At 65.2% G+C, this 22,910-nt stretch carries 22 protein-coding genes; 19 read left to right on the forward strand and 3 right to left on the reverse strand.

Annotated features, from left to right (window positions below; translation table 11 throughout):
* Position 1: 1 nt before the first annotated feature.
* Positions 2-1,042, forward strand: a complete 1,041-nt coding sequence (locus tag AC1DQR_RS24485; RefSeq protein ID WP_416048672.1) for a threo-3-hydroxy-L-aspartate ammonia-lyase — start codon at positions 2-4, stop codon at positions 1,040-1,042.
* Here the strand turns inward: AC1DQR_RS24485 and AC1DQR_RS24490 are convergent.
* Positions 943-2,487: an amino acid permease gene (locus AC1DQR_RS24490; protein WP_416048671.1), complete on the reverse strand. Its 1,545-nt coding sequence runs from the start codon at positions 2,485-2,487 to the stop codon at positions 943-945. The two genes, AC1DQR_RS24485 and AC1DQR_RS24490, sit on opposite strands and share 100 nt — an antisense overlap.
* A gap of 505 nt (positions 2,488-2,992) precedes the next feature.
* Here AC1DQR_RS24490 and AC1DQR_RS24495 point away from each other — a divergent pair.
* From AC1DQR_RS24495 to AC1DQR_RS24575, 17 genes are all read left to right on the forward strand, one after another.
* A complete protein-coding gene (locus AC1DQR_RS24495) occupies positions 2,993-5,074 on the forward strand; it encodes a 3-hydroxyacyl-CoA dehydrogenase NAD-binding domain-containing protein (RefSeq protein ID WP_174426390.1) in 2,082 nt (693 codons plus the stop codon).
* A gap of 91 nt (positions 5,075-5,165) precedes the next feature.
* Positions 5,166-5,801: a bifunctional nicotinamidase/pyrazinamidase gene (gene pncA, locus AC1DQR_RS24500; protein WP_416048670.1), complete on the forward strand. Its 636-nt coding sequence runs from the start codon at positions 5,166-5,168 to the stop codon at positions 5,799-5,801.
* 128 nt (positions 5,802-5,929) lie between these two features.
* Positions 5,930-7,108: an acetyl-CoA C-acyltransferase gene (locus AC1DQR_RS24505; protein ID WP_416048669.1), complete on the forward strand. Its 1,179-nt coding sequence runs from the start codon at positions 5,930-5,932 to the stop codon at positions 7,106-7,108.
* A gap of 14 nt (positions 7,109-7,122) precedes the next feature.
* Positions 7,123-7,281, forward strand: coding sequence for a hypothetical protein (locus AC1DQR_RS24510; protein ID WP_416048668.1), 159 nt, complete (start codon positions 7,123-7,125; stop codon positions 7,279-7,281).
* Between the two features lie 200 nt (positions 7,282-7,481).
* The gene (locus tag AC1DQR_RS24515; protein ID WP_477133958.1) at positions 7,482-9,332 is read left to right on the forward strand and encodes an acyl-CoA dehydrogenase; all 1,851 of its coding nucleotides are present in this window, start codon (positions 7,482-7,484) and stop codon (positions 9,330-9,332) included.
* A 71-nt stretch (positions 9,333-9,403) separates the two neighbouring features.
* Entirely contained in the window at positions 9,404-10,186 is a 783-nt protein-coding gene (locus tag AC1DQR_RS24520) for an SDR family oxidoreductase (protein WP_174426386.1), read from the forward strand.
* Positions 10,187-10,277: 91 nt separating this feature from the next.
* Positions 10,278-10,721 (forward strand): PaaI family thioesterase, encoded by a 444-nt coding sequence (locus AC1DQR_RS24525; RefSeq protein ID WP_416048666.1) that lies wholly within the window; start codon positions 10,278-10,280, stop codon positions 10,719-10,721.
* A 97-nt stretch (positions 10,722-10,818) separates the two neighbouring features.
* Entirely contained in the window at positions 10,819-12,195 is a 1,377-nt protein-coding gene (locus AC1DQR_RS24530) for a serine hydrolase domain-containing protein (RefSeq protein WP_416048665.1), read from the forward strand.
* A 97-nt stretch (positions 12,196-12,292) separates the two neighbouring features.
* The gene (locus AC1DQR_RS24535) at positions 12,293-13,303 is read left to right on the forward strand and encodes an NADP-dependent oxidoreductase (RefSeq protein WP_416048664.1); all 1,011 of its coding nucleotides are present in this window, start codon (positions 12,293-12,295) and stop codon (positions 13,301-13,303) included.
* Between the two features lie 67 nt (positions 13,304-13,370).
* On the forward strand, positions 13,371-14,225 hold the full coding sequence (locus tag AC1DQR_RS24540) for a class II aldolase/adducin family protein (RefSeq protein WP_477133959.1): 855 nt from the start codon (positions 13,371-13,373) through the stop codon (positions 14,223-14,225).
* A 4-nt stretch (positions 14,226-14,229) separates the two neighbouring features.
* Positions 14,230-15,051 (forward strand): SDR family oxidoreductase, encoded by an 822-nt coding sequence (locus AC1DQR_RS24545; protein ID WP_150990339.1) that lies wholly within the window; start codon positions 14,230-14,232, stop codon positions 15,049-15,051.
* A 182-nt stretch (positions 15,052-15,233) separates the two neighbouring features.
* The gene (locus tag AC1DQR_RS24550; protein WP_416048662.1) at positions 15,234-16,169 is read left to right on the forward strand and encodes a glutathione S-transferase family protein; all 936 of its coding nucleotides are present in this window, start codon (positions 15,234-15,236) and stop codon (positions 16,167-16,169) included.
* Positions 16,170-16,224: 55 nt separating this feature from the next.
* On the forward strand, positions 16,225-17,127 hold the full coding sequence (locus AC1DQR_RS24555) for an SDR family oxidoreductase (RefSeq protein WP_416048661.1): 903 nt from the start codon (positions 16,225-16,227) through the stop codon (positions 17,125-17,127).
* Positions 17,128-17,199: 72 nt separating this feature from the next.
* Complete coding sequence (locus AC1DQR_RS24560) at positions 17,200-18,120, forward strand: alpha/beta fold hydrolase (protein ID WP_416048660.1); 921 nt, start codon at positions 17,200-17,202, stop codon at positions 18,118-18,120.
* A gap of 141 nt (positions 18,121-18,261) precedes the next feature.
* Positions 18,262-18,972 carry an aspartate/glutamate racemase family protein gene (locus AC1DQR_RS24565; protein WP_416048659.1) on the forward strand — a complete coding sequence of 237 codons (711 nt, stop codon included), beginning with the start codon at positions 18,262-18,264 and terminating at the stop codon, positions 18,970-18,972.
* An 86-nt stretch (positions 18,973-19,058) separates the two neighbouring features.
* A complete protein-coding gene (locus AC1DQR_RS24570; RefSeq protein ID WP_416048658.1) occupies positions 19,059-19,385 on the forward strand; it encodes a type II toxin-antitoxin system RelE/ParE family toxin in 327 nt (108 codons plus the stop codon).
* Positions 19,382-19,663, forward strand: a complete 282-nt coding sequence (locus AC1DQR_RS24575) for a helix-turn-helix domain-containing protein (RefSeq protein ID WP_174426377.1) — start codon at positions 19,382-19,384, stop codon at positions 19,661-19,663. The genes AC1DQR_RS24570 and AC1DQR_RS24575 overlap by 4 nt, the downstream gene beginning before the upstream one ends.
* Before the next feature lie 138 nt (positions 19,664-19,801).
* On the opposite strand, the gene AC1DQR_RS24580 is transcribed toward AC1DQR_RS24575, so the two are convergent.
* Together AC1DQR_RS24580 and AC1DQR_RS24585 are read right to left on the reverse strand one after the other, a co-directional pair.
* The gene (locus tag AC1DQR_RS24580; RefSeq protein ID WP_043346598.1) at positions 19,802-20,323 is read right to left on the reverse strand and encodes an O-acetyl-ADP-ribose deacetylase; all 522 of its coding nucleotides are present in this window, start codon (positions 20,321-20,323) and stop codon (positions 19,802-19,804) included.
* Between the two features lie 80 nt (positions 20,324-20,403).
* A complete protein-coding gene (locus AC1DQR_RS24585; RefSeq protein WP_416048657.1) occupies positions 20,404-21,552 on the reverse strand; it encodes an iron-containing alcohol dehydrogenase in 1,149 nt (382 codons plus the stop codon).
* A gap of 253 nt (positions 21,553-21,805) precedes the next feature.
* Between AC1DQR_RS24585 and AC1DQR_RS24590 the strand changes: the two genes are divergently transcribed.
* Positions 21,806-22,834, forward strand: coding sequence for an alpha/beta hydrolase (locus AC1DQR_RS24590; RefSeq protein WP_477133960.1), 1,029 nt, complete (start codon positions 21,806-21,808; stop codon positions 22,832-22,834).
* Positions 22,835-22,910: the final 76 nt, after the last annotated feature.

The following is a 22,910-nucleotide window of genomic DNA, read 5'->3' on the forward strand; positions in this document are numbered from 1 at the left end:
GATGCACGTAGCCCTGCCGACCTATGACGATGTGGTGGCCGCCGCGAGCCGGCTGGCCGGGCACGCGTGGCGCACACCGGTGCTGCGCTCGCCGGCGATGGATGCCTGGGTCGGCGCCGAGCTGTTCTTCAAGTGCGAGAACCTGCAACGTACCGGCGCCTTCAAGTTTCGCGGCGCCTTCAATGCGCTGGCGCGCTTCGATGCCGGGCAGCGCCGCCGCGGTGCGGTCGCGTTCTCCGGCGGCAACCACGCGCAAGGCATTGCGCTTGCCGGGCAGGTGCTTGGCATTCCGGTGGTGGTGGTGATGCCTCGTGACGCGGCGGCGTCCAAGGTGGAGGCGACCCGTGCCTGCGGCGCGCAGGTGGTCTTGTACGATCGCCAGGTGGACGACCGCGAAGCGATCACGCGGCGCCTGGCGGAAGAACGTGGGATGACCCTGATCCCGCCCTACGACCATGCCGATGTCATTGCCGGGCAAGGCACGGTCACGCGCGAATTGCTGGAGGAAACCGGCCCGCTCGATGCCCTGTTCGTTTGCCAGGGGGGCGGGGGGCTGCTTGGGGGCGCCGCCCTGGTGAAAGAACAGCTCTCGCCCGGTTGCCTGCTGTACGGCGTCGAGCCGCAGGCCGGCAATCATGGGCAGCAGTCGCTTCGCCGTGGCGCCATCGTGCATATCGAGCCACCCGACACGATTGCCGACGGCGCGCGCGCCCAGCATCTTGGTGCGCTGACGTTCGGGCTGATCCGCCGCGGCGTGACCGACATCCTCGCCGTGCCGGACCATGCGCTGCTTGAATGCATGCGCATGTTCGCGCAGGCCATGAAGCTGGTGGCCGAGCCGACCGGCTGCCTTGGCCTTGCGGCCGCGCGCTATGCGGGGCTACCGCTGCAGGGCAAGCGTGTTGGCATCATCATCAGCGGTGGCAATGTGGATCTGGCGCGTTATGCGGCATTGCTGTCGGTGGACGCGTGCCTTGGCAGTGAAGCGACAGCCGGCCCTGCCTCGGCTGCCCGCTTGCAGTTGAACGGCATATCTTCGTAGTCGATCAGCCGCGTCTTCTTGACCAGCCGATAGCCAAGCCAGAGAACCAGGAACAGCGGCACGCCGATGTAGGTGCCGACAATCTCCAGCCAGCGCCCGCGCACGTCGGAGAAGGCCTGGTAGTTCTGGCCAAGCACGATCACCACGCACAGCACGATGGCAAAGATGGGGCCAAACGGGTAGAGCGGCGAGCGGTAAGCCAGGTCGGACGGCTTGTAGCCCTGGTGCACCAGCCCCCGGCGAAAGCGGTAGTGGCTGATGGCGATACCAAGCCAGGCGATAAAGCCAGTCATGCCGGACGTGTTCAGCAGCCACAGGTAGACCGCCTTGTCGCCAAACAGCGAGCTGAGAAAGCACAGGGCGCCGACGGCGGTGGTGGCGAACAGCGCGACGTAGGGCACGCCGCTGGCGGAGAGCCGCGCCAGCGCGCGCGGCGCCCGCCCGCTGACCGCCAGCCCGTAAAGGATCCGGGTGGAGGCGTACATGCTGGAGGTGCCGGCGGAGAGCAGGGCGGTCAGCACCACGGCATTCATCAGGCCGGCGGCGAAGGCCAGGCCGGCGTGGCGGAACACCAGCGCGAAGGGGCTGACGCCGATGTCGGTGACGTCGTTGCGCAGCAAGCTGGGGTCGGTGTAGGGGATCAGCACGCCGATGATCAGGATCGCCAGCACGTAGAACAGCAAGATGCGCCAGAAGGTCTGGCGGATGGCGCGCGGGATGGTGCGTGCCGGGTCGGCGGCTTCGCCGGCGGCCACACCGACCGTTTCCGTGCCCTGGAAGGAGAACCCGGCAATCATGGCCACGCCGAACATGGCGGGGATGCCGCCAACGAAGGGCGCATCGCCCAGCGTGAAATTGTGCCAGCCGGACTGAGGGCCGCCCTGCATGATGCCGAAGATCATCATCAGGCCGGCAGCCAGGAAGATCAGGATCGTGGCCACCTTGATCAGGGCGAACCAGTACTCGGCCTCACCGAAGCCGCGTACCGAAAAGGCATTGAGGCCAAACATCAGCAGCAGGAATCCTGCGCTCCACACCACGCCGGAGACGTGCGGAAACCAGTACTGCATCACTAGCTGCGCCGCCGCCAGCTCCACGGCAATCGTGACCGCGAGGCTGAACCAGTAACTCCAGCCGAGCGCGAAGCCAAAGCCTTCTTCTACGTACAGCGCGCTGTAGGTGACGAAAGAGCCGGCTACCGGCATATGCACGGCGAGCTCGCCCAGGCTGGTCATCAGGCAGTACACCATCAGGCCGATCAGGCAGTACATCAGCAGTGCGCCACCGGGCCCCGCCTGGGAGATCGACGCGCCGGAGGCGACGAACAGCCCGGTGCCGACCGCGCCACCGATGGCGATCATGGTCAGGTGGCGGGCCTTGAGTTTGCGCTGCAGGTCGTCGTGCTCGACGACGGGGTGCTGGTGAGGATGAGGATGAGAAGACATCAGGGTCACTGGAACTTCGGCGGGCGGGGCCGCGGCTTCGGCACGGGCGACGCCTTATGGGGCGCCCGAGCGGGCAAAGGGCGCGAGTTTACCGGGTTATGCGGGTAAATCCGAGGGTCGCGGCGGTTTATGTCAGGAAAGTCGCCTACTGTGACTAGAGGTAATCCTCAGGGGCGGACGAATGTGCCGCATGGGGCATGAGACTCCGGGCTTACCCTAGCTTTTTGATGGCCTTTGGCAACCTTTTAGCAGCCTGAATGCACGCCGGCGAGATCCGCCATGAATGAGGCGCATGGGAGTGCCAGCGAAGCCCCAAAATGAAATTGAACGACCGTGCTATTTTGTGTATGCTTGATCCGCTCGCGATAGGGTGGGCATCGGCCGAGGGGGGCTAGCACAGTGCTTCCCTGGTGGCCGGGCGGTGGTTTGGGGCCCCGCGGAAAAACATAATTCGAGAATTCGAATCCCGAGACAACTTCTAGTTCTAGTTACCAAAGGAACCAGCATGACAGCGCAGTATCAGGTTCAGGACGGCGTCGCCGTCATCACGCTCGACAATCCCCCCGTCAATGGCCTGGGTCTCAGCACCCGGCTTGGCATCGTCGAAGGCATGACCCGTGCGCTGGACGATGCGGCCGTCAAGGCCATCGTCATTACCGGCGCCGGCAAAGCCTTCTCGGGCGGCGCCGACATCCGCGAATTCAATACGCCCAAGGCCACCCAGGAGCCGACGCTGCACTCGGTGATCAAGGTCGTGGAAGGYTCGAGCAAGCCCGTCGTGGCGGCGATCCATTCCGTCGCCATGGGCGGTGGCCTGGAACTGGCGCTGGGTTGTAACTACCGTGTGGCTTCGAAGGGCGCGCAGATCGCCCTGCCGGAAGTGAAGCTGGGCCTGCTGCCCGGCGCCGGCGGCACGCAGCGCCTGCCGCGCGTGATCGGCCTGGAAGCCGCCCTGAACATGATCGTGTCGGGCAACGCCATCCCCAGCGAGAAATTCGCCGGCACCAAGCTGTTCGACGAGATCGTCGACGGTGACGTGCTGCCCGCGGCCGTGGCTTTTGCCAAGACGGCGGCGGCCAACCCCGGCCCGTATCCCAAGGTGCGCGACCTGAAGGTCAAGCACGAGAACGCGGAAGGCTTTATCGCTTTCTCGCGCAATACCGTGGCAGCCGTCGCCAAGAACTTCCCGGCGCCGCTGAAGTGCGTGGATGCCGTGGCCGCCTCGCTCAAGCCGTTCGAAGCTGGCCTGAAGGCCGAGCGCGAAGGCTTCATGTACCTGATCACCACGCCGGAATCGCGCGCGCTGCGCCACGCCTTCTTTGGCGAACGCGCCGCCAGCAAGATTCCTGACGTGCCGGAAGGCACCGCAACCCGCAAGATCGAGAAGGTCGCCGTGATCGGCGCCGGCACCATGGGCGGCGGCATCACCATGAACTTCCTGAACGCCGGCGTGCCGGTGATCATGCTGGAAACCAAGCAGGAAGCGCTGGACCGCGGCGTGGCCACGATCCGCAAGAACTACGAAAACAGCGCCAAGAAGGGCAAGCTCACGCAAGAGAAGGTCGAGCAGCGCATGGGCCTGCTGACCACCACGCTGTCCTATGACGAGATCAAGGACGCGGATATGGTCATCGAGGCTGTGTTCGAGGAAATGGGCGTCAAGGAAATCGTCTTCAAGAAACTGGATGAAGTGATGAAGCAGGGCGCGATCCTGGCTTCGAACACCTCCACGCTGGACGTCAACAAGATTGCCTCCTTCACCAAACGTCCGCAAGACGTGGTCGGCATGCACTTCTTCAGCCCGGCCAACGTGATGAAGCTGCTGGAAGTGGTGCGCGGCGAAAAGACTGGCAAGGACGTGCTGGCAACCGTCATGCAGGTCGCCAAGAAGATCAAGAAGACCGCGGTGGTATCGGGCGTGTGCGACGGCTTTATCGGCAACCGCATGATCGAGCAGTACAGCCGCCAGGCCGGCTACCTGCTGGACGAAGGCGCGCTGCCGGAGCAGGTGGACAAGGCCATCGAGAAGTTCGGCTTTGCCATGGGCCCGTTCCGCATGGGCGACCTGGCCGGTAACGACATCGGCTGGGCGATCCGCAAGCGCCGCGCGATCGACAAGCCGGAAATCCAGTACTCCAAGACCGCCGACCTGCTGTGCGAACTGGGCCGCTATGGTCAGAAGACCGGCGCGGGCTGGTACGACTACAAGGCGGGCGACCGCAAGCCGTACCCGAACCAGCAGGTCAACGACATGATCGTGCAGCATTCCAAGGACCTGGGCATTACCCGCCGCAAGATCTCCGATGAGGAAATCGTCGAGCGCCTGGTGTTCGCGCTGGTCAACGAAGGCGCCAAGATCCTGGAGGAAGGCATTGCCTCCAAGGCCTCGGATATCGACATGGTCTACCTGACCGGCTACGGTTTCCCGCTGTTCCGCGGTGGCCCGATGCTGTACGCAGACCAGGTTGGCCTGTTCAATGTGGCGCAGTCGATGGCGCGTTATGCCAAGGGCTACCACGGCGAAGCCTGGCAGGCAGCCCCGCTGCTGGTCAAGCTGGCTGGCGAAGGCAAGGGCTTCAACGGCTAAGCACAGCCAAGGCGATTTCGCGCGGCGCAGTCAGGCCGCGCGGGGTTCTCATCACTGATCGCAAACCGGTCACCAAGCGAGGAGTAGCGGCATGGCCAAGCAAGACGGCCCCGAAGATTGCCTGCTGGTCATCGACGTGCAGAACGACTTCATGCCGGGCGGCGCGCTTGCCGTGGCGCATGGCGATGAAGTCGTGCCCGTGATCAACCGCCTCGCGACGGCGTTTGCGCGAGTGGTGCTGACCCAGGACTGGCATCCCGCCGATCACGTTTCGTTTGCCGCCAACCATGCCGGCACGCAGCCGTTCCAGACCGTGGCGTTGCCCTATGGCCAGCAAGTCCTGTGGCCCACGCATTGCGTGCAGGGCACCCACGGCGCGGCGTTGCATGCCGGGCTGGAAATGCAGCATGCGCAGATGGTGATCCGCAAGGGCCATCACCGCGAGGTGGATAGCTACTCGGCCTTCATGGAGGCCGACCGCGCCACCCCGACGGGGCTCGCGGGCTATCTGCGCGAGCGTGGCGTGCGCCGGGTGTTTTGCGTGGGACTGGCAACCGATTACTGCGTTGCCTGGAGCGCGCTGGATGCCCGCGCGGCAGGGTTCGAGGCCGTCGTGGTCGAGGATGCCTGCCGTGCCATCGACCTCGACGGGTCGCTGGCGCGTGCGTGGCAAGACCTGGAAGCCGCGGGCGTGCGACGCGTGCAATCGGCCGCGCTGCTGTCCTGAAACCGAAGAATCGCCAAGCCAACCCGAGCTGACACGGCTGAACCCAGCCAACGACATATTGCATGACACTGCCGGACGTGAATGCACGCCGCAGGTCACCAGATACCAGAGATACCGAGGAGCAAGACATGAAAGAGGCAGTCATCGTTTCCACCGCACGTACCGGCCTGGCCAAAAGCTGGAAGGGTGCTTTCAACATGACCCACGGCGCGACCCTGGGCGGCCATGCGGTCCAGCACGCCATTGCGCGCGCCAAGATCGACGCCGGCGAAGTGGAAGACGTGCTCATGGGCTGTGCCAACCCGGAAGGCGCCACCGGCGCCAATATCGCGCGCCAGATCGCGCTGCGCGCRGGCTGCCCGGTYACCGTGCCCGGCGCCACCGTSAACCGTTTCTGCTCGTCCGGCCTGCARACCATCGCCATGGCCGCGCAACGCGTGATCGCCGATGAAGGCGACATCTTCGTGGCCGGTGGCGTGGAGAGCATCTCCTGCGTGCAGCAGGAAATGAACCGCCACATGATCCAGGAAAACTGGCTGACCAAGAACAAGCCGGAAATCTACTGGAACATGCTGCAAACCGCCGAGAACGTGGCCAAGCGCTACAACATCTCGCGCGAGCGCCAGGACGAATACGGCGTGCGCAGCCAGCAGCGCGCCTTCGCGGCTCTGGAAGCCGGCAAGTTCAACGATGAAATCGTGCCGATCACGGTGCTTGCCGGCGTGGCCGACAAGGCGACCGGCCAGCTGATGACCAAGGAAGTCACGGTCTCGGCCGACGAAGGCATCCGCGGCGATACCACGCTGGAAGCCGTGTCGAAGATCCGCACCGCCATGCCCGGCGGCGTGGTCTCGGCAGGCAATGCATCGCAGTTCTCCGACGGTGCTTCGGCGGTCGTGGTCATGGATTCGAAGGTGGCCGAGACCCGCGGCCTGCAGCCGCTGGGCGCGTTCCGCGGCTTTGCCGTGGCCGGCTGCGAGCCTGACGAAATGGGCATCGGTCCGGTGTTCGCGGTGCCCAAGCTGCTGAAGAAGGCCGGCCTGACGGTTGCCGACATCGGCCTGTGGGAGCTGAACGAAGCCTTTGCCGTGCAGGTGCTGTACTGCGCCGACACCCTGGGCATCCCCATGGACCGCCTGAACGTCAATGGCGGCGCCATCGCTGTGGGCCATCCCTATGGTGTGTCGGGCGCCCGCCTGGTCGGCCATGCGCTGATCGAAGGCAAGCGCCGTGGCGCGAAGTACGTGGTGGTGACCATGTGCATCGGCGGCGGCCAGGGTGCTGCCGGCCTGTTCGAAGTCTTCTGAGGCGGCACGGTACCGTGCGCGATTCAGCCGACCCGGTGCTGGCCGGCCAGCCCTTCCCGGTGCGGGTCGGCGCCGCGCTGGCCGCGGCGGTGGTGACCTCCGAGTACAAGATCAACTACCTGCGCCCGGCGATCGGCGGCACGCTGATCGCCCGCCTGGGCGAAGGCAGCTAGGCACGGCAGGTAAGAGACGGGCGCGCGAGCGCCTTTTTCTTTCCCCGCGCCGTTTAGAGATACAGAATTTGCGGTGCGCCATGAGAGCGCGCCGTTGTGGAGACAGCGATGATCCTTGCCGCGAGGCTTGCAGTTGATGCCGCCGCCGCCGGGTCGCGCATCTTTGATTTTCCCTTTCAGTCTGGGAGCCGTTTCCTGCCATGTCGCTGATCCTTTCCCGCCGTGACCTGAACTTCGTGCTGTACGAATGGCTCAAGGTCGAAGGGCTGACCCGTATTCCGCGCTACGCCGACCATTCCCGCGAGACCTTCGACGCCGCGCTCGATACCTGCGAGAAGATCGCCGCCGACCTGTTCGCGCCACATAACAAGAAGAACGACCAGCAAGAGCCGCATTTCGACGGTGAGACTGTCAGCATCATCCCCGAGGTCAAGACCGCGCTAAAGGCCTTCTGCGAGGCCGGCCTGATGGCCGCCGGGCAGGACTACGACATCGGGGGCATGCAACTGCCCGTGGTGGTGGAGAAGGCCGGCTTTGCCTACTTCAAGGGCGCCAACGTCGGCACCAGTTCCTATCCCTTCTTGACCATCGGCAACGCCAACCTGCTGCTCACGCACGGCACGCCGGCGCAGGTGGAGACCTTCGTCAAGCCGGAGATGGAAGGCCGCTTTTTCGGCACCATGTGCCTGTCCGAGCCGCAGGCCGGCTCGTCCCTGTCGGACATCACCACGCGCGCCGACTACGAGGGCGAATCGCCGCTCGGCCAGCAATACCGCCTGCGCGGCAACAAGATGTGGATTTCTGCCGGCGAGCATGAGCTCTCCGACAATATCGTTCACCTCGTGCTGGCCAAGATCCCCGGCCCGGACGGCAAGCTGATCCCGGGCGTGAAGGGCATCTCGCTGTTTATCGTGCCGAAATACCTGGTCAACGCCGACGGCAGCCTGGGCGAGCACAACGACGTGGTGCTGGCCGGCCTGAACCACAAGATGGGCTATCGCGGCACCACCAACTGCCTGCTGAACTTCGGCGAAGGCATGAAGTACAAACCGGGCGGCAAGGCGGGGGCCATTGGTTACCTGGTGGGCGAGGCCCACAAGGGCCTGGCCTGCATGTTCCATATGATGAACGAGGCCCGTATCGGCGTGGGCCTGGGCGCGGTCATGCTGGGCTATACCGGCTACCTGCATTCGGTCGATTACGCGCGCAACCGCCCGCAAGGCCGCCCGATCGGCCCCGGCGGCAAGGATCCGGCCAGCCCGCAGGTGCGGCTAGTGGAGCATGCGGACATCCGGCGCATGCTGCTGGCGCAGAAGAGCTATGTGGAAGGCGGGCTGGCGCTCAACCTGTATTGCGCGCAACTGGTGGACCAGGAGCGTGCTGCGGAGGGTGCCGAGCATGAACGCCTGGCACTGCTGCTCGATATCCTCACGCCTATCGCCAAGAGCTGGCCGTCGCAGTGGTGCCTGGAAGCCAACAACCTGGCCATCCAGGTGCATGGCGGCTACGGCTACACCCGCGAGTACAACGTCGAGCAGTTCTACCGCGACAACCGCCTCAACCCGATCCATGAAGGCACGCACGGCATCCAGGGCCTGGACCTGCTGGGCCGCAAGGTGGTGATGAAGGACGGCGCGGCCTTCAAAGTGCTGGGCGAAGAGATCCAGGCCACCATCGGCCGCGCCCTGGCCAGCGGCGATGCAGCGCTGGGCAGCCACGCCAAGGCGCTGGGCGCCGCCGTCAAGCGCGTGGCGCAAGTCACGCAGGCGTTGTGGGCGGCGGGCGACGCCACGGTGACGCTGGCCAACGCCCCGGTCTACCTGGAAGCCTTCGGCCATGTCGTGCTGTCGTGGACGTGGCTGGAGCAGGCACTGGTGGCGCAGGCCGCGCTGGCGGGAGCCAAGAGCCAGGAAGACCAGGACTTCTATCGCGGCAAGCTGGCTGCGGCGGCGTACTTCTTCCGCTGGGAGTTGCCCAAGGTGGGCCCGCAGCTAGACCTGCTGGCCTCGCTGGACCGCACCACGCTGGACATGCAGGACGCCTGGTTCTGAGCGGTATCCAGGCAAGACGAACGAGCGCGCGTACCGATCTGCGCGCGCGCCAAACCAAATCGGGAGACACCATGAACACCATCCAGCAATTGTTCGACCTGAAGGGCCGGACGGCGCTGATCACAGGCGGCTCACGCGGGCTTGGCCTGCAGATCGCCGAAGCGCTTGGCGAGCAGGGCGCGCGCATCGTGCTGTCGGCGCGCAAGGCCGATGAGCTGCAAGCGGCGCAAGCCCACCTCAAGGCGCTTGGCATCGATGCCGAGTGGATCGCCGCCGACGGCGCGCGCGATGCGGATATCGTGCGCCTGGCCGACGAGGCCCTGGCCAAGCTGGGCCATATCGACATCCTGGTCAACAATGCCGGCGCCACCTGGGGCGCGCCTGCCGAAGATCACCCGGTGGAAGCGTGGGACAAGGTGATGAACCTGAATATCCGCGGCGTGTTCCTGCTGTCGCAGCGCATCGGCAAGCTGTCGATGATTCCGCGCCGCTATGGCCGCATCATCAACGTGGCCTCCATCGCCGGCCTGGCGGGCAACCCGCCGGGATCGATGGAAACCATTGCCTACAACACCTCCAAGGGCGCGGTGGTGAACTTCACCCGCACGCTGGCGGCCGAGTGGGGCGAGCACAACATCACGGTGAACGCGCTGGCGCCGGGCTTCTTCCCCTCCAAGATGACGCAGGGCTCGCTGGACCGCCTTGGGGTGGATGCCATGTGCGCGTCGGTGCCGCTGCACCGGCTGGGTGACGACGAAGACCTGAAGGGCGCTGCGCTGCTGTTCGCCAGCGCCGCCGGCAAGCACATCACCGGCCAGGTGCTGGCGGTGGATGGCGGCGTGAGCGCGGTATAAAGTCCATGCTCCAATGCGGTTGGCTCATGCAGGGCGGGGCTTTCCGCCTCGCCAGCCGGCCAGCCGTACCGTCTTCGCCACACTAGCAACTATGACCAAAACCAACGGATTTCCCCTCAAGATTCCCTTCCTTGCCGATCTCGGCGTGCAATGCACCCGCATGGACAAGGAGGGCAGCGAGATCGAACTGGCGCTGGAAACGCGTCACCAGAACAGCTGGGACATGGCTCATGGCGGCGTGCTGATGACGCTGCTCGACGTGGCCATGGCCATCGCCGGTCGCGCAGCCGATCCCGATGGCCGCGGGGTGGTCACTATCGAGATGAAGACCAGTTTCATGGCACCTGGCCGCGGCAAGCTCATCGCGCGCGGCCAGTGCGTGCACCGTACCAGCACCATGGCTTTTTGCGAGGCGGAGATCGTCGACGCCGATGGCAAGACCGTGTCGCGCGGGTCGGGCACGTTCAAGTTCGTCAAGCGCTTGCCGCCGCAGCGGGCGGCAAGCGGCGCTTCGGATACCGGCGCGGACGGCTGAGGCCGCGGGACAGGGAAGGGATATTAGCCACAAGACCGGCAGGGTCACCAGAGCCGGCGGCGCGCAGCAGCTGTAAAACAAAAAAAATGGAGACAAGATGCTGTTTGAACGGATTGCCGCCACGCGGCGATTGAAACTGACCGTGCTCGCCGCCTTCGGCGCAGGAGCCCTTGCCATGTATCAGCCGGGCCAAGCCCAGAATGCACCTGTTCCTTCGGCCGGCGCGCCGGTTGCGGCACCTGCCGCGCCGGTGTTCCCGGACGCGGCCGCCACCGATCCCGTTGCGGCGGGCTGGATGCAGGGCTTTCCTCCCGCAGCCGCCAAGGTCATCAGCTTCACCCCTGCCAGCAACGGTTTCCCGCGCACGCGCTGGAGCTTTTCGCATATCCGCGAACTGGTCCCGACAGCCTCGGTCTGGCACGGGCGCGGCCCGGTTTCGGCACTGCCGCGTGCCGAGCGCGATATCGGTGGCGTGCCGTTCACCGATGCCGACGGCACCCGCCGCACGTTCAGCGACATGCTCGGCCTGACCTATACCGACGGCATCCTGGTGATGCACAAGGGCCGGGTCGTCTATGAGAAGTACTTCGGCGCGCTGGACGACCATACGCCGCACATCGCCATGTCGGTCACCAAGTCCTTCGTCGGCACGCTGGCCGCCATCCTGGTGGCGGACGGCAAGCTAGATCCCGCCGCGCCCGTTACGCGCTACCTGCCGGAGATGGCGGGCACCGCCTACGGCGATGCGACCGTGCGCGAAGTCATGGACATGACGGTGGGCGTCAAGTACTCCGAAAACTACGCTGACCCCAAGGCCGAGATCTGGGACTACAGCCGTGCCGGCGGCATGATGCCGCGCGAGCCCGGCTATGCCGGACCCAAGACGTTCTACGAATTCCTGGCCACCTTGAAGAAGGAAGGCGAGCATGACCAGGCCTTCGCCTACAAGACCGTCAATGCCGAAGTCCTGGCCTGGATCGTCAAGCGCGTGTCCGGGCAGTCGCTGGCCAAGCTGCTTTCCGAGCGCGTCTGGCAAAAAATGGGCGCGGAGAACGATGCCTACTTCATGGTGGACAGCATCGGCAGCGAGTCCGGTGGCGGTGGCCTGAACACCACGCTGCGCGACCTGGCCCGCTTTGGCGAGACCATGCGCAACGGCGGCCGCTTCAACGGCCAGCAGGTCATCCCGGCCGAAGTGGTGGCGGACATCCGCCGCGGCGGCGATCCCGCCAAGTTTGCCAAGGCTGGCTATGCCACCTTGCCCGGCTGGAGCTACCGTTCGATGTGGTGGGTCTCGAACGACGACCACGGCGTGTTCGAGGCGCGCGGCATCCACGGCCAGCGTATTTACGTCGATCCCAAGGCGGAACTCACCATCGTGCGCTACGCCTCGCATCCCATCGCGGCCAACGGCGCCAACGACCCCGTCACGCATCGCGCGTATCGGGCACTGGCGCTGTCATTGATGAAATAACCAAACAAGCCGGCAAGCTGACCCGCTAGCTGGCAACGACCCACAACGAACGACAAAGGGCGAGTGTCCTTGTCCATTTCACTGTAAGGAAGCCATCATGTCGAACACCTACAAGCGCATCGTCCTGGCATCGCGTCCCACTGGCGCCGTGACCCCTGACAACTTCCGCCTGGAAGAGGTGCCCGTGCCCGAGATCGGCGAAGGCGAGGTGCTGGTCCGCAATCATTTCCTGTCGCTCGATCCGTATATGCGCGGCCGCATGAACGACGGCAAGTCGTACGCTACCCCGCAGCCGCTGGGCGACGTGATGATCGGCGGCACGGTTGGCGAGATCGTGGCGACGAAGAACCCCAAGTACGCAGTCGGCGACAAGGTGGTCGGCATGTTCGGCTGGCAGGAAATGGGCGTCACCAACGGCCTCGGCATCCAGAAGGTCGATACCACCCATATTCCGCTGTCGGCCTACCTCGGCTCGGTCGGCATGCCCGGCGTCACGGCCTGGTATGGCCTGAACAAGATCATCCAGCCGAAGGCCGGCAAGACCATCGTGGTGAGCGCGGCCTCCGGCGCGGTCGGCAGCGTGGTGGGCCAGCTGGCCAAGCTCCAGGGCTGCCGCGTGGTCGGCTTTGCCGGCGGCAAGGACAAGTGCGACTACGTGGTCAATGAACTCGGCTTCGATGCCTGTGTTGACTACAAGGCGGCCAAGGACAGCAAGGAGCTGTACACGATGTTCAAGGAAGCCACCCCGGATGGCGTGGATGGCTACTTCGAGAACGTCGGCGGCGAGATCCTCGACACCGTGCTGGCCCGCATGAACGCCTTTGGCCGCATCGCCATCTGCGGCATGATCGCCGGCTACGATGGCCAGCCGATGCCGCTGAAAAACCCGCAGCTGATCCTGGTGTCGCGCCTGACCGTGGAAGGCTTTATCGTGTCCGAGCACATGGACGTGTGGCCGCAAGCGTTGCAAGAGCTGGGCACCGCGGTGGCGCAAGGCAAGCTCAAGTTCCGCGAGAGCATTGCGCAAGGCCTGGCGAGCGCGCCGGAAGCGTTCATGGGCCTACTCAAGGGCAAGAATTTCGGCAAGCAACTGGTCAAGCTGGTTTAAGTCCGTAGTTGCCGCGCGCCGCTTCGATGCCTGCGCGCGGCAGCGGTAAAAAACAAGGAGATTCTCCATGAACGCCCCTGCAGAAAGCACCAAGCCCCAGGCCGACCAGGACGAAATGGCCGCCGGCCTGTCCGAAGCGGTCAAGGCCAAGTACCGCGTACTGCCGCGCCCGCCGAAGTTCGATACGCCGGCAGAGGAGCGCCTGCACCGCAAGCAGCGGCTGGCCGCGGCCTTCCGTTTGTTTTCCAAGTTCGGCTTCGACGAAGGCGTGGCCGGCCACATCACCGCGCGCGATCCCGAGTTCCCGGATACGTTCTGGGTCAACCCGTTCGGCGTGCATTTCAGCCAGGTCAAGGTGTCCAACCTGATCCGCTGCGATCACCATGGCGACGTGGTGGAGGGCGATTACCCGGTCAACGCCGCGGCCTTCGCCATCCATTCGCGCGTGCACCAGACCCGTGAAGACGCGGTCGCCGCCGCGCATTCGCATAGCACCTATGGCCGCGCCTGGTCCACGCTGGGCCGCACGCTCGACCCGCTGACGCAGGACGTGTGCGCCTTCTACAACGACCATGCTCTCTATGACGATTTCGGCGGCGTGGTGGTGGAGTTGGACGAAGGCCAGCGCATCGCCAACGCGCTGGGCAGCAACAAGGCCGCGATCCTGCAGAACCATGGCCTGCTGACGGTGGGCAAGACGGTAGACGAAGCTGCCTGGTGGTTCATCACCATGGAGCGCTCATGCCAGGTGCAGTTGCTGGCCGAGGCCGCCGCCGCGCGCACCAATGCGCCGCTGAAGGTGATCTCCGACGCCGCGGCACGCCAGGCGTACTCGATCGTCGGCACCGCGCAGGCGGGCTGGTTCCAGTTCCAGCCGCTGTACGCCCGCATCGTCAAGGAACAGCCCGACCTGCTGGATTGAAGTCATGGCCGCCTTTGCTCCATTCACTGGCAAGGTCGTGCTGATCACCGGCGCGTCCGACGGCATTGGCGCCGAACTGGCCCTGCTGCTGGCGCAGCAGGGTGCGCGGCTTGCGCTGGCGGCGCGCCGTGTCGACATGCTGCAGGCGCTGGCGGAGCGCATCCGCCGCCAGCACCCAGCCGCCGACGTCGGCGTGTGGCGCGTCGACGTGTCCGATGAGTTCGACTGCCGGCGGCTGGTGGCCACGGTGGTGGCGCAGTATGGCGGGCTCGACGTGCTGGTCAACAATGCCGGCGTGTCCGCCCACGGCTACTTCGAACAGGTATCGGACTACAGCTACTACGAGCAGGTCATGCGCGTGAACTACTTCGGCGCCATGTGGTGCACGCGCGAGGCGCTGCCGCACCTGCGCGAGCGCGGCGGCCTGATGGTGGCGGTGTCAAGCCTGGCCGGCAAGATCGGCGTGCCGGGCCGTACCGCCTACTCGGCCAGCAAGTTCGCGCTGGCGGGATTCTGCGAGGCGCTGCGGGCCGAGCTGCGCGGGTCTGGCGTGGATGTGTGCGTGGTGTTCCCCGGCGTGGTGGCGACCGATACGCGCATCAATGGCTTCGGCCCCGACGGCCGCCCACTGGGCGAGAGCCGGCTGCGCGAGGAGGGGGCCATGAGCGCACAGGAATGCGCGCGCCAGATGCTGGCGGCCATGGCCGCGCGCAAGCGCGAACTGGTGATGACCGGCAAGGGCCGCCTTGGGCTGTGGCTTAAGCTGCTGGCGCCGCGCCTGGTCGAGAACATGGCGCTCAAGGCCCTGAAGCAAACGGGGCGGTAGTGCGGTTGACAGCGTGACAGAGGAAATCGAGCAATAGCAGGCACGCGCCTTGCTCATACCCGTGGCGACATCCGCCCGACGCACCGGCAGCAGGCATAAGAGAAATTTCAGGCTGAGTTTAATCTGGCTATAGATTGGCAATAGATTGGCTTCAGACTGGCAACACAAGCGATTCCGACACCATGGCAGACCTTATCCTTCACCAGTATGCAACGTCGCCGTTCTCCGAGAAGATCCGCCTGCTGATGGGCGCGAAGGGCCTGGCGTGGCAAGCGGTGGAAATCCCGCCCATCATGCCAAAGCCGGACGTGGTGGCGCTGACCGGCGGCTACCGCCGCACCCCGATCCTGCAGGTGGGGGCCGACATCTATTGCGACACCGCGTTGATCTGCGAGGTGATCGACAGCGCGGCGCCCGCGTGCCCGCTTTATCCCGCCGCGCAAGCCGCCACCGCGCGCCTGGTCGCTGGCTGGCTCGATACCGCGCTGTTTACCGCCGCCGTCACCTACCTGTTCCAGCCGGCCGGCGCGCAAAGCATGCTGGGCCACCTCACTCCCACGCAAATGCAGGCTTTCTCGGCCGATCGCAAGGCCATGCGTGGCGAGACCAATGCGCTGCGCATGCCGCTGCCCGAGGCCATCGCCATGCTGCATGAAACCTTCGGGCGGCTCGAGCAGCAATTCAAGGCGGGCGTGGCGCATGTGGCCGGGGCCGAGCTGTCGGTGGCGGATTTTTCGCTGTACCACAATGTCTGGTTCATCCAGCGCGCCAGCGAGCTGGCCAAGCTGTTGGATGCGTATCCGGCGGTGCAAGCCTGGTATGCGCGTATGAAGGCCTTTGGCCATGGCACGGTGCGGGTGGTCAGCGCGGAGTCGGCGCTGGAAGTGGCACGGCACGCCGATCCGGCCGCGTTGCCTGGCGGGGTGGCTGCCGGCAGCGGCTTCGAAGCGGGCGACGCGGTCACCGTGACGCCAACGGATTACGCGCGCGATCCCGTGGCCGGCGTGCTGGTGGCGCTGGACGCCCACCGTGCCACATTGCGCCGCCAGGACCCGCGTGCGGGCGCGGTCAACGTGCATTTCCCGCGCCAAGGCTATCAAGTGCAGCACGCGGGCTAAGACCCGCGCGGCAAGGCAACCCCATAACAACGACAGCAAACGAGAGGCAGACAACATGAAGCAATTCCAGGGCAAGGTGGCAGTGATCACCGGCGGTGCATCGGGCTTCGGCAAGGAATTCGCCAAGCTGGGTGCGGGACTCGGCATGAAGCTGGTGCTGGCCGACGTGCAGGAGGACGCACTGGATGCCACCGTGGCGGAGTTCAAGGCGCAAGGCGTGCCGGTGATCGGCGTGCGCGTGGATGTGTCCAAGGCCGAACAGGTGCAGGCACTGGCCGATGCCGCCATCGCCACCTTTGGCCAGGTCAACCTGCTGTTCAACAACGCCGGCGTGGGCGCGGGCGGCCTGATGTGGGAAAACACCGAGCGCGACTGGGAGTGGGTGCTGGGCGTCAACCTCTTTGGCGTGATCCACGGTGTGCGCATCTTTACCCCGCTGATGCTCGCGGCGGCGGCCAAGGACTCGTCGTTCGAAGGCCATATCGTCAATACGGCCTCCATGGCCGGCTTGCTCAGCCCGCCCGCGATGGGCGTCTACAACGTATCCAAGCACGCCGTGGTTTCCCTGTCCGAATCGCTGTACCAGGATCTCAGCCTGGTCAGCGAGCAGGTGCGCTGCTCGGTGCTGTGCCCGTATTTCGTGCCGACCGGCATCACGCAATCGGGCCGCAACCGGCCGGCCGGGCTGGCCAATGACGCCCCGCCCACGCGCTCGCAACTGGTGTCGCAAGCCATGTCGGACAAAGCGGTCAGTTCGGGCAAGGTCATGGCCGCCGAAGTCGCGCAGCTCACCTTCGATGCCATCCGCGACAACGGCTTCTATATTTACTCGCATCCGCAGCAGCTGGATCCCGTGCGGCAGCGCTTCGAAGATATCATTAGCCAACGCAACCCAAGCGACCCGTTCGCCGACAAGCCGGAAGTGCGCGCCGGGCTTATTGCCGCCTTGCGCGGATAACCGAGGGGGAGCCGCCAGGTGCGGCCAGCAGCAAGTCCACCAGAGACAGCCATTGCGGCAAGGGAGGAATACATGACCAAACCTGCAGTCATTCGCCATCTGCAGTACGCCACCTTGCCCAATGGCACGCGCCTGCACTACGCCAGCGCCGGCGAGCGCGGCAAGCCGCTGGTGCTGTTCGTGCATGGCTTCCCCGAGTTCTGGTACGAGTGGGAAGCCCAGTTGGCCGAGTTCGGCAAGACCCACTTCGCCGTGGCGCCGGACCTGCGCGGCTTCAACCTATCAAGCAAGCCCGCGGAAGTCGAGGCCTACCGTCCCCGCCACATCGTCGAGGACCTGGTCCAGTTCATCAACGCGCTGGGCTACTCACATTGCGTGGTGGTGGCGCACGACTGGGGCGGGGCAATCTGCTGGAACCTGGCCATCCAGTTTCCGCAGATGGTGGAGCGGCTGGTCATCATCAATTCGCCACATCCCTATGTGTTTGCCAAGGCGCTGACCAGCGATCCCCAGCAGCAAGCCGCCTCGGCCTATATGAACTGGCTGCGCGAGCCGGGATCGGAACAGGCGCTGGCGGCGGACGGCTTCGCCAAGCTCGAGGGCTTCCTGAACGGGCAGGGCAAGCAGCCCGCGCCCTGGTTCACCGGCGAGACCCGCGAGAAATACCACGCGGCCTGGTCGCAGCCCGGCGCCGGCGGCTCTCACTCGCTGACCGGCGGTGTGAACTATTACCGCGCGTCGCCCATGCATCCGCCGGGTCCTGGCGAGACGCCTCCCGATATCTCCAGGCTCGATCCCGCCGCCTTCACCGTGCGTGTGCCAACGCTGGTGGTCTGGGGCGAGCGCGACACCGCGCTGCCCAAGAGCCTGCTGGATGGCCTGGACAAGTTCATCCCGGACATGCGGCTGGAACGCATTCCGGATGGCACCCACTGGGTCATCCACGAGCAGCCGGAGCGCATCAACCTGTTGATCCGGAGCGCTTTGCCCTGATTTGTCGTGCATGCCAGGCCGCGTCAGGCACGCGCGCCTGCGCTGGCCCGGTCGGAACCCTCCGCACTGTGCATGGGGCGGGGTGGCGCCTGCTGCTACATTGACCTGATTCGACGGCGCCAGTGCGCAAGGAAGGTCAAGATGAAGACGATCGGACTGATCGGCGGCATGAGCTGGGAATCCTCGGCCGAGTATTACCGCCTGATCAACCAGGACATGAAACAACGTCTCGGCGGCCACCATAACGCGCGCAGCGTCATGGTCACGGTCAGCTTCGAGCAGATCAAGGCACTGCAGCACGCGCAACGCTGGGACGAACTCGGCGAAGCCATGCGGCAAGCCGCCCTGCAGGTACAGGCCGCCGGCGCGGATTTCGTGCTGCTCTGTACCAACACCATGCACCGCGTGGCCCCTGTCCTGGAAGCCGCGCTCGACATTCCCTTTCTCCACATCGTCGATCCCACCGCGCAAGCATTGCGCGCCGCCGGCATCCGGCGCGTGGGCTTGCTTGGCACGGCCTTCACCATGGAGCAGGACTTCTATCGTGGCCGCATGCAGGACAAGCACGGCATCGAAGTCGTGGTCCCGGACGCCGCCGACCGCGCGCTGGTCCACGGGATCATCTACGACGAGCTATGCCACGGCATCGTGCGCGACGCCTCGCGCGATGTGTACCGGCGGATTATCGGTGGCTTGCAGGCGCAGGGCGTGGGCGGGGTGATTCTGGGCTGCACCGAGATCGCGCTGCTGATCGGGCAGGATGATGTGGCGCTGCCGGTGTTCGATACCACGGCTTTGCATGCGCAGGCCGCGGTGGGGCTGGCGTTGGAGCGGGTGGTGGTGGCGAATTAGGTCGGGAAGGGGAYGGGTTCGGGTCGCATCGCAGGCGTTGTCGCAAAGGACTTGTTTTTTTATATCCGAATCAGTATATTCGAGCGATGAAGCTAATCCGATTCCTCGGAAACTCGCTCAAGTCCTTGCGAGAGTTCCCGGAGCCTGCCAGGCAAGATGCCGGCTATCAACTAGACAAGGTCCAGCGTGGGCAGCAGCCAGACGACTTCAAGCCCATGCCCGACATTGGCAAGGGTGTGGAAGAGATTCGCGTGTGGGACGATTCAGGAACCTATCGTGTGGTCTACACGGCAAGGTTGGCCGACGCGGTCTATGTACTGCATGCCTTCCAGAAGAAAACACAGACCACGTCGCAGCGCGATATCGATCTAGCCAAGATCCGGTACACGGAGCTCATGAGAGGTGCCAAATGACTGACATCGAGACTTTTAACAGCGTGTGGGATGCCATTGCGGACACCCCAGAACAAGCCGCCAATCTCCGCGCGCGGGCGGAATTGATGCAACAAATCGCGGCTATCATCAAGTCCAATGACTGGAAACAGGCTGATGCGGCCAGCCATTGTGGAGTTACCCAACCGCGGATCAATGACCTACTGCGTGGGCGCGTATCCCGGTTCTCCCTTGACGCACTGGTGAATATCGCTACTGCCCTCGGCCGGCGTGTGCATATCGAATTGGATGCCGCCTGAGTACGGTAACGTCTCTCGCGGGAAAGCCCGAGGTTGCAGGCGAAGAAGAGAAGACCCGGAAAGAGGGCGGCGACAGTGAAGGAAGACAGCAAAACGAAACGGGAAATCGCAGGAGAATGCCGATTTCCCGTCAGCCATTTAGCTCAACCTGTGCCGATACAACCGGTAATTCTCGTCATCAAAGCAGACAAAACTGACCTGCTCGATGGTGGGTGCGGCCACCAGGGCCTTGCGTACCGCCTCGATGGCAATATCCACGGCGCGCTCGCGCGGGAAACCGTAGATGCCGGTGCTGATATTGGGAAAGGCGATGGTGCGCAGCTTGTGCTGCGCGGCTAGCGCGATGCTGGCCTGGTAGGCGCTGGCAAGGAGGGCGTCTTCGCCGTGGTCGCCCCCTTGCCAGACCGGGCCGACCGCGTGGATGACGTAAGGCGCGGGCAGCAGGCCACCGGTGGTGATCACCGCCTGGCCGGTGGGGCAGCCGCCCTTGGTTTCGCGAATGCCGCGACAGGCGGCCATGATGGCGGGACCGCCAGCGCCGTGGATGGCGCCGTCGACACCGCCGCCACCGAGCAAGCCGCTATTGGCGGCATTGACGATGGCGTCGACTTCCATGCGGGTGATGTCTCCGTGCAAGACCTGCAGGTGTTCCCCTGTCATGACCTCTTCTCCGTGCTGGGTGGTAAAGCTGGATCGCCCCGGCTGTTCCGCGCACCTGTGCTGCCGGCCCGCCGCGGCACTTACATGGATTCCGCCAGCATACGCCGATAATCCGCGGCGCTGGCCTCTTTCGGGTTGGTCTTGTGGCAATGGTCGACCAGTGCGCCGGCGATCACCTTGTCGAACATATCTTCGGTGACACCCATCTGGCGCAGACCAGTGGGCAGCCCGAGGCGCGCGGTCATGTCGTGCACGGCCTGGGCCAGGTCGGCGCCCTGGGGCAGGCCCATGGCGTGGCGCAGGCGGGCGTAGCGGTTGTCGCGCACCACGCTGGGCGCGTCTGCGTTGAAGCGCAGCACCGCCGGCATCACCACCGCATTCAGGGTGCCGTGGTGCAGGCCGGTCTTGCCGTCCACCTTGAGGCCGCCGAGCGGGTGCGATAGCGAGTGCACGCAGCCCAGTCCCTTCTGGAAGGCCATGGCGCCCTGCATGGAGGCGCTCATCATGTTCAGGCGCGCGTCGCGGTCCTGGCCGTCGCGGGTGGCGCGTTCGATATGCTTCCAGCCGCGCTCCAGGCCGTCCAGGGCGATGCCGTCGGCGGGCGGGTTGAAGGCTGGCGCCAGGAAGGTTTCCACGCAATGCGCGATGGCATCCATGCCGGTCGCGGCGGTCAGGCCGGCCGGCAGGCCGAGCGTGAGGCCCGGGTCGCAGATGGCGGATTTCGGCAACAGGTGCCACGAGTGGAAGCCGAGCTTGCGGCCGTCTTCCAGGATGATGATGGCGCCGCGCGCCACCTCGCTGCCGGTGCCCGAGGTGGTCGGCACGGCGATCAGCGGCGCGGCGCGCTCGGTGATCCTGGCGCTGCCGCCTTCGATGGTGGCGTAGGTGGTCAGCTCGCCGGGATGGGTGGCAAGGATGGCGATGCCCTTGGCCAGGTCGATGGAGGAGCCGCCGCCGACCGCGATCAGCCCGTCGCAGCCGCTATCCCGATACTGCGCCGCGGCCTTCTTGACCATGGCTTCGGTCGGATTGGAGGGGGTTTCGTCGAAGATCTCGTGCGGCAGGCCGCCCAGGGCCGCGACAGCCTGCTGGGCCACACCGGCGGCAACCACGCCTTTGTCGGTGACGACCAGCGGGCGCCGGATGCCGATGCGCTCGCACTCTGCCTTGAGCTGGCTGATGGTGCCGAAATCCAGGTGGATGTGGGTCAGGTAATAAATGAAGGCCATCTATGCTGTCTCCGTCGATGAGGGTTTTCTATTTCTTCTGGTTTCTGACTTCTGGCTTTTCTGACGATGGTCGATGATCGCGCAAAACCTGCCGCCCTGACCAGCCCCAGGGAAATTTCATCTGCTTTGCTGCAGAAACATCTGGAATCATACTAAAATCGAACGATCGTTCACAATTCGAACGCCAGCGGCGCTGACGCCACTGGGGATTCGGCTGCTGCCGAAGGTTCATTGCTACTGATTCTGAGTGTCCATGTCCGCTGTCCCGCCTGATTCCACCGCTGCGCCCGCCCAGCCTGTGCCTGCCTTGCCCGGCATGCCGCCGGTGCCGCTGGACCCGCAGGTGGCGGCGTTGCTGGAGCTGATCGGGCGCGTGAAGCGTCCGTCCATCCATGAACTGGACCCGGCCGACGCCAAGACCGCGTACGAAAAGAGCGCGCCCATCATGGATATCGCGCCGCTGGCTGTGCACAGCGTGGAAAATCTGACGGTAGCCGCGCGCGATGGCTACGACATCCCGGTGCGGCTGTATGCGCCGCGCGAGGCCAGCTGGGCCGAGCCGTTGCCCTTATTGGTGTACTTCCATGGCGGCGGCTTCACGGTGGGCAGCGTCAACTCGCACGATCCCCTGAGCCGGCTGCTGTGCATGCAGGCGGATTGCATGGTGCTGTCGGTGGACTACCGGCTTGGCCCGCAGTGGAAGTTTCCTCATGCGGCGAACGATGCGTTCGATGTCATGGCGTGGGTGTTCGCCGAGGCTGCGCGCCTGGGCGCCGATGCCAGCCGTATCGCCCTGGGCGGGGACAGCGCGGGTGGCACCCTGGCCAGCGCCTGCGCCGTGCACGCGCGGGATCTGGGCCTGGAGCCTGTCCTGCAGATGCTGATCTATCCCGGCACCTGCGCCCGCCAGGACACGCCTTCGCATCGCGCGCTGGCCGATGGCTATCTGCTGACCGCGCCGATGATCCAGTGGTTTTTCTCGCAATACCTGGACAGCGAAACCAGCCGCGACGACTGGCGTTTTGCCCCGCTGGACGGTGGCGGCACGGGGGCCGACGTGCGCGGCTGCTGCCCGGCCTGGATCGCCGTGGCAGGCTACGACCCGCTGCACGACGAAGGCGTGGCCTACGCGGCCAAGCTGCGCGCCGCGGGCGTGCCGGCGCAAGTGGCTGACTACCAGGGCATGATCCACGATTTTTTCAAGCTGGGACGCTTTGTCCCGGCGGTGGCCGGCGCGCATGGCGACGCGGTCGCCGCCTTGCGCGCTGCCTTCGACGGCTGAGCGGGACTTGCCGGCACGGGCCGGCAGCCAGATCGAAGCGGTCGCAGAACCCCAGGTTTCATTGGCTTTACGTGTA

The organism is Cupriavidus sp. 05L411 (assembly GCF_056398045.1).